10 protein-coding genes are annotated in these 12,124 nt (G+C 73.6%); 7 read left to right on the top strand and 3 right to left on the bottom strand.

The genetic code is table 11. From position 1 onward, the window contains the following. Window positions 1–84: 84 nt before the first annotated feature. Window positions 85–2,688, top strand: coding sequence for a PA14 domain-containing protein (locus ACZ7JA_RS31585; protein WP_470811777.1), 2,604 nt, complete (start codon window positions 85–87; stop codon window positions 2,686–2,688). Between the two features lie 216 nt (window positions 2,689–2,904). Then, the gene (locus ACZ7JA_RS31590) at window positions 2,905–3,072 is read left to right on the top strand and encodes a hypothetical protein (RefSeq protein ID WP_351666431.1); all 168 of its coding nucleotides are present in this window, start codon (window positions 2,905–2,907) and stop codon (window positions 3,070–3,072) included. A gap of 53 nt (window positions 3,073–3,125) precedes the next feature. On the opposite strand, the gene ACZ7JA_RS31595 is transcribed toward ACZ7JA_RS31590, so the two are convergent. Continuing rightward, on the bottom strand, window positions 3,126–3,944 hold the full coding sequence (locus ACZ7JA_RS31595; RefSeq protein WP_351666432.1) for a class I SAM-dependent methyltransferase: 819 nt from the start codon (window positions 3,942–3,944) through the stop codon (window positions 3,126–3,128). A gap of 313 nt (window positions 3,945–4,257) precedes the next feature. On the opposite strand from ACZ7JA_RS31595, the gene msrA reads away from it, so the two are divergent. Beyond that, complete coding sequence (gene msrA / locus ACZ7JA_RS31600; protein ID WP_351666433.1) at window positions 4,258–4,779, top strand: peptide-methionine (S)-S-oxide reductase MsrA; 522 nt, start codon at window positions 4,258–4,260, stop codon at window positions 4,777–4,779. 239 nt (window positions 4,780–5,018) lie between these two features. Here msrA and ACZ7JA_RS31605 read toward each other — a convergent pair whose 3' ends face one another. After that, on the bottom strand, window positions 5,019–6,005 hold the full coding sequence (locus ACZ7JA_RS31605) for an asparaginase (protein WP_389298235.1): 987 nt from the start codon (window positions 6,003–6,005) through the stop codon (window positions 5,019–5,021). A 399-nt stretch (window positions 6,006–6,404) separates the two neighbouring features. Next, window positions 6,405–6,932 (bottom strand): TetR/AcrR family transcriptional regulator, encoded by a 528-nt coding sequence (locus tag ACZ7JA_RS31610; RefSeq protein ID WP_389450695.1) that lies wholly within the window; start codon window positions 6,930–6,932, stop codon window positions 6,405–6,407. A 347-nt stretch (window positions 6,933–7,279) separates the two neighbouring features. Here ACZ7JA_RS31610 and ACZ7JA_RS31615 point away from each other — a divergent pair, with 347 nt between their 5' ends. The 4 genes from ACZ7JA_RS31615 to ACZ7JA_RS31630 are packed head-to-tail and all read left to right on the top strand — an operon-like array spanning window position 7,280 to window position 12,123. After that, window positions 7,280–7,864 carry a (2Fe-2S)-binding protein gene (locus ACZ7JA_RS31615; RefSeq protein WP_351666511.1) on the top strand — a complete coding sequence of 195 codons (585 nt, stop codon included), beginning with the start codon at window positions 7,280–7,282 and terminating at the stop codon, window positions 7,862–7,864. Beyond that, window positions 7,861–8,853, top strand: coding sequence for an FAD binding domain-containing protein (locus ACZ7JA_RS31620; RefSeq protein ID WP_389298237.1), 993 nt, complete (start codon window positions 7,861–7,863; stop codon window positions 8,851–8,853). Before ACZ7JA_RS31615 ends, ACZ7JA_RS31620 begins: the two co-directional genes overlap by 4 nt. Next, window positions 8,850–10,988, top strand: coding sequence for a xanthine dehydrogenase family protein molybdopterin-binding subunit (locus ACZ7JA_RS31625; protein ID WP_351666441.1), 2,139 nt, complete (start codon window positions 8,850–8,852; stop codon window positions 10,986–10,988). Before ACZ7JA_RS31620 ends, ACZ7JA_RS31625 begins: the two co-directional genes overlap by 4 nt. After that, window positions 10,981–12,123 (top strand): XdhC family protein, encoded by a 1,143-nt coding sequence (locus tag ACZ7JA_RS31630; RefSeq protein ID WP_351666442.1) that lies wholly within the window; start codon window positions 10,981–10,983, stop codon window positions 12,121–12,123. Before ACZ7JA_RS31625 ends, ACZ7JA_RS31630 begins: the two co-directional genes overlap by 8 nt. Window position 12,124 lies beyond the last annotated feature (1 nt).

Genomic DNA, 12,124 nt, shown 5'->3' on the forward strand with positions numbered 1-12,124 from the left:
TGCTCTCATGCCAACTGCCGTGCTTCCAACGTTGTACAGACTGAAGCAGTGAGCCGCCACCCTTCCTCAGGCATAGGGAGTTCCGTGCGCATCAGATCACTCCGACATCGCCTCTCACTCCTCCTCGCGGCCGCCCTCGGCGTGGCCGGACTGACCGCGGCGCCCAGCGCCACCGCGGCGGACGACCCCGTCGAGGTCCACGGACTCAAGGGCGAGTACTACACCCAGTCCGCCCCCGGCGCCTTCGACTTCGACCAGCTCAAGGCCACCGGCTTCGACCCGAAGCTCGACTTCGACTCCCTGGAGTCCCGCCTGAACTCGGCCACCGGCCGGTCGGACGACGTCAGCGTCCGCTGGACCGGCCGGATCGTGCCCGAGAAGACCGGCGCCACCACCTTCTCGATCATCGGCGACAACGGATTCCGCCTCTGGGTCGACGGCAGAATGGTCATCGACCACTGGGTCGACGACTGGGACCGCGAACAGACGGGTGCTCCGGTCGAGTTGACCGCCGGCAAGGCGTACGACATCAAGGTCGAGTACTTCGAGCACTACGGAGGCTCCAACCTCCACCTGCGCTGGACGCCGCCGGGCGGCACCAAGACCGCCGTACCGCAGTCGGCGTTCCTGCTGCCCGAGGGCTACGCCTACGACGGCGCCATCGCCACCACCGTCCTGAAGGACGGCCGCTCCCTGCGGCTCGACTTCGCCCAGGCGCTGGCCAAGCCCACCGCCGCGCTGACCAGCCACCTCGACGCCGTCATCGGCGGCGCCAGCTGGCCGCTCGGCGGCGCCCGGCTGGACCCCGCCGACCCCAGGGCCCTGCTGGTCTCCCTGAAGGAGCCCGTCGTCGGCGACAAGTCCGGCACCGCGCCCGGACTCGCGGACGTCCGCTACGACGGCGAGGGCGGACTCGCAGGCCAGGACGGCAACGTTGTCAGCGCCTTCTGGAGCAGCGGCGCCAACCACTCCACCTACGAGCTGCGCACCAAGTGGGCCGACGACGTCACCCCGGCCAACGCGCACCGCGAGTACCCCAGGCCGCAGTTGACCCGCGACGCCTGGCGGAACCTCAACGGCAGCTGGCAGTTCGCCGCGGCCAAGGCGGGGGAGCAGCCGCCGGTGGGCCGCACCCTCGGTGAGCGGATCCTGGTCCCGTACCCCGTCGAGTCCCAGCTCTCGGGCATCGAACGGCACGAGGACCGCATGTGGTACCGGCGCACCTTCACCGTCCCCGCGGGCTGGAAGGTAGGCGGCCACAAGCGGCTCCAGCTCAACTTCGGCGCCGTCGACTGGCAGGCCGAGGTCTACGTCAACGGCACCGAGGTCGCCGAACACAAGGGCGGTTACGACAAGTTCAGCGCCGACATCACCGACGCCCTCAAGCCCGGCCGCACCCAGGAACTGATCGTCGGCGTCTACGACCCGACGGACGCGGCCGGCGGCGAGAACCCGCCGATGGGCAAGCAGCGCCTGGACCCGAGCGGCATCTGGTACACCCCGTCCTCCGGCATCTGGCAGACCGTGTGGTTGGAACCCGTCGCCGCCGACCACGTCGACCAGCTCAAGCTGACCCCGCACGTCGACACCGGCACGCTCACCGTCGAGCCGCAGGGCGTGCGCGACGGCGTACAGGTGACCGCGACCGCCTACGACGGCAAGCGCCGGGCGGCCACGGTCACCGGCAGCACCGGCCGGGCGCTCACCCTGAAGATCCCGAAGGCCCACCTGTGGTCGCCGGACGACCCGTTCCTCTACGACCTCAAGGTCAAGGTCGGCGACGACCGGGTGGGCAGCTACTTCGGGATGCGCTCCATCGCGGTGGAGAAGGTGAACGGCGTGCCGCGCACCGTCCTCAACGGCAAGCCGGTCTTCATGATGGCCACCCTCGACCAGGGCTTCTGGCCCGACGGCCTGCACACCGCGCCCAGCGACGAGGCCCTGGCCTACGACCTGAAGATGCACAAGCGGATGGGCTTCAACTCCGTCCGCAAGCACATCAAGGTCGAACCCGACCGCTGGTTCTACTGGGCCGACCGGCTCGGCCTGCTGGTGTGGCAGGACATGCCCGCCATGACGGCCGGGGTGAACCCGTCGACCGCGGCCCGCGCCGAGTACGAGCGCGAGATGAAGCAGATGATCGACGAGCACATCAGCAGCCCGTCGGTGGTCATGTGGGTGGTCTTCAACGAGGGCTGGGGCCAGTACGACATCGGCCGCGTCGCCTCCCAGGCCAAGTCCTGGGACCCCACCCGCCTGGTGAACAACATGTCCGGCCTCAACCTGGGCGCGGACGGCGGGGCCGGCGACATCATGGACGAGCACGGCTATCCGAGCCCGGCCCTGCCACCGCACCCGGACGGGCAGCGCGCCCTGGTCGCGGGTGAGTACGGCGGCCTCGGCCTCGCGGTGCCGGGCCACGCCTGGTCGGTGCAGCAGTCGTACGTGGACGTCGACCCCAGCACGTACACCGACGACTACCTGAAGAAGCTCGACGAGGTGCACGCGCTGGCCTGCAAGGGCGGCAACGGCGCCGTCTACACGCAGATCTCGGACGTCGAGGGCGAGCTCAACGGCCTGATGACGTACGACCGCAAGGTGACCAAGCCCGACGTGCGGCGACTCAAGGCGGCCCAGGACGCGTTGATCGACGACGCGTCCCGGGCGGCCGTGGCGGGCTGCGCCTGACCCGGAGCCGCGGCGGCCGTCGCCTCCTCGCGAGCCGCCGCGGCGCCGTACGGGGGCGCCTTGAGTGACCGTCCCCGGCCCGGGCCGTCCACCGTGTCGACGGTGGACGGCCCGGGCCGGACCCGTCCGGCGACGAACGGGCGATTCCGTGAGTCTGTGTAGGCGTTCAGGGGGCAGACGGGGCAGGGAAGGCACTTCCCAGGAGAGGAATCCCCCATGCTCGGCATAGGCGCGGCAGTACTGTTCTTCATCTCGTTCCTGATCAACGCGGCGGACATCAGCACCAACGACACGTTCTCCTCGGTCAACGTCATGCTGCTGGGTCTGACCCTGCTGGCGCTGCACGTGGCGGGCATCGGCTCCGGCTGGTCCCGCAGACGCTGAAGTCCGCGTGCAGGAACGGCCGGTGACGTCCCGTCACCGGCCGCTCCGCGTTCTCAGGGCCGCCGCCCCCAGGCCATCAGCATGCCCGGGCCCAGTTCGGCGAACCGGGGCGAGGCCAGGTAGGCCAGTGCCTCGTCGACGACGGCGCCGTCCACCCGTCCGGTCGCCTCGAGTTCGGGCCGCATCCGGTTCCACGTGTCCGACCAGAAACGGGCCAGGGGGCTGCCCGCCACCAGCGGCGGGCAGAGGAGTTCCGCGGCGACGTCGCACAGCCCCTCCTCCCGCAGGAATCGCGGATAGGCGGGAACGGACGAGGTGTCGGTGCCGATCGTCGTCCTGAGCGCCTGCCACATGGCGTCCATGACCCGCCGGTAGGCCGACGACGTGTCCAGCGGGTCCGGCACCTCGACGGCGTCGGCGAGCACCAGCAGGCCGCCGGGATTCAGCCAGCCCGCGAGCCGCGAGATGATGTCGCGCCGGCCGGGCAGGTGCATGAGCACGAACCGGGCGTGGATGAGGTCGAAGGTGCCGGGCCGCAGGGCGTCGTCCGTGAGGTCGGCGGTCAGTACCCGGACCCGCGGGTCCTTCAGGGCGTCCAGGCCGCTGGTGTCCCGGTCCAGCGCGACGACCTCCGCCGCCCCGGGTTCCTCCAGCAGCCAGCGGGTCACCGTGCCGGTGCCGGCCCCGACGTCCAGGCAGCGGCTGCCGTGCTCCACGCCGAGCGCCCGGAGCCTGCCGGTTGTGAAGGGGTCGTACGCGAGAGCGGCCGCGTCGATCCGCTCGGATTCCCCGGGATGCTTCGGCTCGAAGAGGTCCTCTCCGTAGTGGCCCTCGCCGGCCGGGCCGCCGGGCGCGGGCGAACCGGCCGTCATCGGGCCTCCCAGAGGCCGGCCGCACCGGTCCCGTGCGCGACGCCGTGGGCCCGGGGCGGAGGGGCCGGCGCTCCGGCGGGGAGGGTGGCGAGCGGCATGCGCCGAGCGTCCGCCACGGTGTCCCGGCTGTCAATCGACACACCTGCGGGAAGGCCGGACGTACCGCCGGACGGCGGCGCCGGTACGCCGGTCGGGCCGCCTGAGCCCGCCCCGTCCCCGTACGCCCTCCGCGGGTCCCGGGCCGGGGAATATCCCGGGCCGGTGTGACCTTAGGCTGGACGAACGTACAAGCAGCAGGGCGAGGGAGCGACCGATGACTGTGGGAACCCAGCGAGCCGTACTGGCAGGCGGTTGTTTCTGGGGCATGCAGGACCTGATCCGCAAGCAGCCCGGCGTCGTGTCCACGCGCGTCGGCTACTCCGGCGGCGACACCCCGAACGCCACCTACCGGAACCACGGCGACCACGCCGAGGCCATCGAGATCGTCTTCGATCCGGCGGCCACGAGCTACCGCGACATCCTGGAGTTCTTCTTCCAGATCCACGACCCGACCACGCGCGACCGCCAGGGCAACGACATCGGGCGCAGCTACCGGTCCGCGATCTACTACGCGGACGAGGAGCAGCACCGCGTCGCGGTGGACACGATCGCCGACGTCGAGGCGAGCGGGCTGTGGCCGGGCAAGGTGGTCACCGAGGTGGAGCCCGTCGGTGACTTCTGGGAGGCCGAGCCGGAGCACCAGGACTACCTGGAGCGCTACCCGAACGGCTACACCTGCCACTTCCCGCGCCCCGACTGGAAGCTGCCGCGCAGGGCCTCCTCCACGGCGAACTGAACGGCGAAGGGCCCGGAGCGGGAAGCTCCGGGCCCTTCGTGCCGCGCGAGGGAGCCGACCGGGGTCCCCAAGGGATCCGGCCCGGATCCGGCGTCCACCGGCCGGTAGCCCCGGCACCGGAGGTGGGGCCGCACCGCCGGGGGTTGCTGGGGGAGTCGAGGGCCGTGACGACGGGCGCCTGGCCGGCGGCCCCCGCTGGTGACGCGGGCGCCGGGGGCCGGCGGCCACGTGCGCCGGCCTCAGAACGCCGGCCGCACCTCTCCCACCTCCCGGCCGCCGCCCAGTAGGGGCGAGCGGCCCACTCGGTCGACCACGGGCGCCGTGACACCGGCCAGGCGCAGGGCGCGGGCGAGGACCGGCCCCAGCGCCCGGCCGCCGCCGTCCTCGATCTTCAGGGCCAGGGCGCGTCCGTCGGGCAGGGCGAGCCCCTGGACGGCTTCCGCGCCCACCTTCGCCAGGGTGCCCGGCAACTCCCGCATCAGCCAGGTGTCGTGGCGGCGGGTGCCGGCGACGTACTCGGGGTGGGCGCGCATGGCGTCGGCGACCCGGCGTACGGGCGTACCGGGTTCGGCGAGGACGCAGGAGCGGAAGGCGCGGGCCAGTCCGGTCAGGCTGACCGCCATGAGCGGCGCCCCGCAGCCGTCCGTGCCCACCGCAGCCACCGGCTCCCCGGCCGCCTCCTCCACCGCCGTCCGGATCAGCCGCTGGAGCGGGTGTCCGGGGTCGAGGTAGGACTCCAGCGGCCATCCGCGCAGCGCGGACGCCGCGAGCATCGCCGTGTGCTTGCCGGAGCAGTTCATGGCCACCGGATCGCGACGCGCGCCCGCGGCCAGGTACCTCTCCTGCTCCTCCTGGTCCAGGGGGAGGGCGGGCGGGCACCGCAGGTCCTCGGGGCTCAGCCCGTGCTCGTCGAGCATCGTGCGGACCAAATCCCGGTGGAACGCCTCGCCCGAGTGGCTGCCGGCCGCCAGGGCCAGCCGTTCGCCGTCGAGCCGCAGACCCGCCCGCAGCATGGCCGCCGCCTGCATCGGCTTGTTGGCGGACCGAGGGAAGACCGGGGACGTCACGTCGCCGAGCGCCAGTTCCACCGAGCCGTCCGCGGCGAGCAGCACCAGGCTGCCCCGGTGCCGCCCCTCGACGAATCCGGAACGGACGACCTCGGCGAGGACCGGAGCGGTGCGGGGGCCGGCTACGGCGGTGGTGGTGGCAGTGGCTGACTCGGACATGGGCGCTGACCTCCCGGACGCGGATCGGGACGGCCCGCCCGCCTGGCCCCCGGGTCCGCCGGAGCCGCCGGCCGGCCGAGCGGGTCGTCCACCTGGGCTACCGCGTCACGGTACCCGCGGGTGATCTCCGCGCCGCGGCCGGATGCGCGGCGCCCTCGAGGTCCGGTCGCGCCGCCCCGGCCGTCTCCGCGCTCTGGCCGTGGTTGCGCCGCGTCGGCCGTCTCTGTGTTCTGGCCGTGGTTGCGCCGCGTCGGCTGTCTCCGTTCTCTGGCCGTGGTTGCGCCGCCCCGGCCGTCTCCGCGCTCTGGCCGTGGTTGCGCCGCGTCGGCCGTCTCCGTTCTCTGGCAGTGGCCGCGCCGCGTCGGTCGTCCCAGTGCTCTGGCAGTGGCCGCGCCGCGTCTACCGGCCCCGCGCCCCGGGCGCTCCCGTGCGCAGGCCGTCCATGACGAGGTCGAGGAGGCGGGCGGCGCGTGACCGCCAGTCGTCGTGCGGGTCGAGCTGCCACAGGCCCGCGATGGCCAGCACGAAGTCGTCCGCCGTGACGCCTGGGCGGATCGTGCCGGCCTCCTCGTTGGCGCGCAGCAGCAGCTCCGCGGCGGAGGTCACCGGGGTGTGCGTCGGCTTCGCCGGGCTGCCCGGTGTGCTCGTGACCTGGCGGATCGCGCCGGCGAGGCCGGCCTTGGCCATGGCGAACTCGGCGAGCCGGTCCATCCAGGCACGCAGGGCCTCCTCGGGCGGCCGGGTCCGCAGCAGCTGGGCCGCGCTGTCGGCGACCTGCTGTATCTCGTGCCGGTAGATCTCCAGGACCAGCGCCTCGCGGTTGGGGAAGTTCCGGTAGAACGTGCCCTGGCCGACACCGGCCTTCTTGGCGATCGCGCTCAGCGGGGCGTCCGCGCAGCGCGTCAGCTCCACGAGGGCCACCTCCATGATGCGCTCACGGTTGCGCTGCGCGTCCGAGCGCCGGGGTGAGTCGTCTCTGGATGGCACTCGTCCTCCTCGCAGGTCCGTGGCCGAACCTCGCCCTTGCTAACCGGACAGCTGTCCGTTAGGTTTTCCAGGTAGCGGACAGCTGTCCGGTTGTTGCGTCCACGATAGCCGGGGCCGCGAACCCAGCGGCAGTCCGCGTCCGTCCTTTCGGTCCAAGCGCCCCGCACCACGCTTCGCCCCCTGCGGCAACGGCCCGCACCACGCACGCTCCGCACCACGCTCCGACCGGCCGGCATCCCGGTCGCCGGGCGCCCCCCCATCTTCTGGAAATGCGAAAGAAGCTGCTCATGGCCTCATCGACGTCCAGTGTCATCACCTTGAAGATCAACGGCGAGAAGTACACACTGCCCGTCGACCACCGCACCACCCTGCTCGACGCCCTGCGCGAGCGCCTCGATCTCACCGGCACCAAGAAGGGCTGCGACCAGGGCCAGTGCGGCGCCTGCACGGTCCTGGTGGACGGGCGCCGCACGGTGGCCTGTCTGCAGCTGGCCGTGGCGGCCGAGGGCCGCGAGATCACCACCGTCGAGGGCCTGGCCGACGGCGACCGGCTCCACCCCGTGCAGCAGGCCTTCCTCGACCTGGACGGCTTCCAGTGCGGCTACTGCACGCCGGGCCAGATCTGTTCGGCGATCGGGGTGATCCAGGAACACGCGGCGGGCTGGCCCAGCGCCGTCACCGGCGACATCAGTCCCGAAGCGGGGCCGCCACCCCTGACCGCGGAGGAGATCCGGGAGCGGATGAGCGGCAACCTGTGCCGCTGCGGCGCCTACGTGTCGATCGTCCGGGCGGTGGCCCGCGCGGCCGGCGCCGAAGCGGACACCGCCGTCTCCGCCACCCCCGCGGCGAGCACGAAGGAGGCCTCGGCATGAGGGAGTTCGGCTATCAGCGGGCGTCCGACGTCGCCGGCGCCGTCGCGGTGCTCGGCGCCGACCCGGACGCGCGCTTCCTCGGCGGCGGGACCAACCTCGTCGACCTGATGAAGACCGGTGTGGAACGGCCGGCCCGGCTCGTCGACATCCGCGAACTGCCGCTGGACGAGATCGAGTCGGCCGAGGACGGCGGCCTGCGCATCGGCGCGACCGTCACCAACGGCGACCTGGCCGCGCACCCCGCGGTCCGGCGCCGCTACCCGGTGCTGGCGCAGGCGGTGCTGGCCGGCGCGTCCGGACAGCTGCGCAACATGGCCACGGTCGGCGGGAACCTGCTGCAGCGCACCCGCTGCGGCTACTTCACCGACGTCACCAAGCCGTGCAACAAGCGCGTCCCGGGCAGCGGCTGTCCGGCCGTCCAGGGCGAGCACCACAACCACGCCATCCTCGGGGCGTCCGGTCACTGCGTCGCCGTGCACCCCTCGGACATGGGCGTCGCGCTCACCGCGCTCGACGCCGTCGTCCACTTCGAGACCGCCGACGGTCCGGGGCGGTCGCCACTCGCCGACTTCTACCTGCCCGTCGGCGACACCCCGCACCGCGAGACCGCCCTGCCGGCCGGCGCCCTGATCACCGGCGTCTCGCTGCCGCCCGCGCCGGTCGCCGCCCACTCCCGCTACCGCAAGGTGCGCGAGCGGGCCTCGTACGCCTTCGCCATCGGCTCGGTCGCCGCCGCGCTCGACATCCGGGACGGAGTGGTCCGGGACGCGCGCCTGGCCCTGGGCGCGGTCGCCTCCCGCCCCTGGCGCGCCCACGCGGCCGAACAAGTCCTGACCGGCGCCCCGGCCGGCGCCGACACCTTCGCGGCCGCCGCGGACGCCGAACTGTCGGCAGCCCGGCCGCTGCCCCGCAACGGATACAAGGTGACCCTGATGCGCAACCTCGTGGTGGCCGTCCTGACCGAACTCGCCGAGGAGGCCGCCCGATGACCACCGTCACCACCGGCACCCCCGCGCGACCCGCCTCCGTCGGCACCGCGCACACCCGCGTCGAGGGCAGGGACAAGGTCACCGGAGCCGCCCGCTACTCGGGGGAGATCCCCTTCGCCGGCCTGGCGCACGGCTGGCTGGTGCTCTCCACGATCGCCCGCGGTCGCATCCGCGCCCTCGACACCGACGCCGTCCTGGACATGCCGGGCGTCGTCGCCGTCCTGGACCACCGCAACGCCCCGCGCCTCAACACCGACTACGTCGGCATGCTGGGCACGCCGCCGGACCCCACCTGCGCCGTCTTCCAGCACGACCGGGTGCCGCACCTGGGCTGGCCGGTCGCGCTGGTCGTCGCCGAGACGCCGGAACAGGCCAGGGAGGCCGCCGAGTCGCTCGTCGTGGACTACGAACAGGAGCCCCACGACATCGACTTCGACGGCGAGCACCCGGACGCCTACCCGGTGGACGGCTTCATGCCGGCGGTGACCGGCAAGGGCGACCTGGACGCCGAACTCGCCGCCTCCGCCCATGTCGTGGACGCCGAGTACACCACGCCCGAAGAGCACCACAGCATGATGGAGCCGCACGCGGCGACCGCCCGCTGGGACGGCGGGCGGCTCGAGGTGGTCGACTCCAACCAGGGCGCCACCTGGGTCGTCGGTGAACTCGCCAACCTCTTCTCGCTCGACCCGGCGTCGGTGCGGGTGCGCTCCGAGCACGTCGGCGGCGGCTTCGGCAGCAAGGGCGTCCGCGCCCACCAGGTCGCCGCCGTGATGGCGGCGACCGCCCTGCGGCGGCCCGTGCGCGTGGTGCTGACCCGGCGTCAGATGTTCTCGCTGGCCGGCTATCGCAGCCCCACCACGCAGCACGTCCGGCTGGGCGCCGACGCGACCGGCCGGCTGCGCGCTCTCGAGCACCGCTCGGTGAGCGTCACCTCCACCGTGCACGAGTTCGTGGAACCCAGCGCCGGCGTGGCCCGGGTGATGTACGACGCCGACGCCCACCACACCGCCAACCGCGTGGTACGGCTCGACCTGCCGACCCCGACCTGGATGCGGGCCCCGGGCGAGGCGCCTGGCTCGTTCGCGCTGGAGGCGGCGCTGGACGAACTGGCCGAGCAGTGCGGCGTCGACCCGATCGAACTGCGCCTGCGCAACGAACCGGAGCGGGGGCCGGTCTCCGGGCTGCCCTTCGCCGGCCGCAGTCTGCCCGCCTGCTTCCGGGAGGGCGCCCGCAGGTTCGGCTGGGCGGACCGCGACCCGCGCCCCGGACGGCGCCGCGACGGCCGCTGGCTGCTCGGAACGGGCACGGCCGCGGCGTCCTTCGGCGCCGGCGCCGCACCGTCCACCGCCACCGCGACCGCCCATCCGGACGGCACCTTCACCGTCCGTATCGCGGCCGCCGACATCGGCACCGGAGCCCGCACCGCGCTCACCCTCGTCGCCGCGGACGCCCTGGGCGCCGCCCCCGACCGCGTCCGGGTCCGCATCGGCGACAGCGACTTCGGGCCGGCGATGATCGCCGGCGGCTCCATGGGCACCCGCTCCTGGTCCTGGGCGGTCACCACGGCCGCCGCCGAACTGCGCGAACGGCTCGCCCTGAGCGGCGACATCCCGGCGGAGGGCATCACCGTTCGCTCGGACACCACCGCGGCCGTCGGCGCCCTCGCACCCGCCGAACGGCACTCCTACGGCGCCCAGTTCGCGGAGGTCGCCGTGGACGTCGCCACCGGCGAGGTGCGCGTGCGCCGCATGCTCGGCATCTTCGCGGCCGGCCGGATCGTCAACCCGCTCACGGCACGCGGCCAGTTCCTGGGCGGCATGACCTGGGGCATCTCCATGGCCCTGCACGAGGAGGCCGTCCGGGACCGCGCGAGCGGCGGCCACGTCGGGCCCGACCTCGCCGGCTACCACGTGGCCACCCACGCCGACGTGCCGCACATCGAGGCCGACTGGATCGAGGACACCGATCCCGACGACCCGGTCGGGATCAAGGGCATCGGCGAGATCGGCATCGTGGGCGCCGCGGCCGCCATCGCCAACGCGGTCTGGCACGCGACCGGCGTACGCCACCGGAACCTGCCCATCCGGCCCGACCGCGTCCTCACCGCCTCCGGAGGAGCGCCGGATGCTTGACCTGGCCGGGGAACTGAACGACTGGATGGCACAGGGGCGGGAGTTCGCCGTCGCCACCGTGGTGGCCGTCGCCGGCAGCGCGCCCCGCGGGCCCGGCGCGGCCCTGGCCGTCGACCGTGCGGGCGCCGTCATCGGCTCGGTCTCCGGCGGGTGCGTGGAGGGCGCCGTGTACGACCTGTGCCAGGAGGCGCTGGAGACCGGTGAGAGCGTCCTGGAGCGGTTCGGCTACAGCGACGAGGACGCCTTCGCCGTCGGCCTGACCTGCGGCGGCACCCTCGACGTGCTGATCACGCCGGTGGGCGCGGCGGCACCCGCCCGCACGGCGCTGGCGCCGGCCCTGGCGGCCGCGGCCCACGGCGAGCCGGCCGCGCTCGCCCGGGTCGTCCGGGGCCCGGCCGGACTCCTCGGCCGAGCCGTGCTGGTGCGGCCCGACGGCACGTACGAGGGGGGCCTGGGCGGCCACCCGGACCTTGACCGGACGGCGGTGGCGGAGGCCGGGGCGCTGCTGGAGGCGGGGCGCACCGGCACGGTCGACATCGCCGAGGACGGCTCGCGCTGCCCCGGCGGCATCACCCTGCTGGTCGAGGCGAACGTGCCGCCCCCGCGCATGATCGTCTTCGGTGCGGTGGACTTCGCGTCCGCGCTGGCCCGGGCCGGGAAGTTCCTCGGCTACCACGTGACCGTCTGCGACGCCCGGCCCGTCTTCGCCACCCGGGCCCGCTTCCCGGACGCCGACGAGGTCGTCGTCGACTGGCCCCACCGCTATCTGCGGCGGACGGAGACCGACGCCCGCACGGTGCTGTGCGTCCTCACCCACGACGCGAAGTTCGACGTACCGCTGCTCAAGGCGGCGCTGGCGCTTCCGGTGGCGTTCGTCGGCGCGCTCGGCTCGCGCCGCACCCACGAGGACCGCCTGCGGCGGCTGCGGGAGGAGGGCGTGAGCGCTCGGGAACTGGACCGGCTGCGGTCCCCGATCGGACTCGATCTGGGCGCCCGCACCCCGGAGGAGACGGCCCTGTCGATCGCGGCGGAGATCGTCGCCGCCCGGCGCGGCGGTACGGGGGTCCCCCTGACCGGCACGGACACACCGATCCACCGCGACCGCGCGGAACACGGAGGGGCGACGGCGGCCTGAA

Source organism: Streptomyces sp. NPDC038135 (assembly GCF_055601245.1).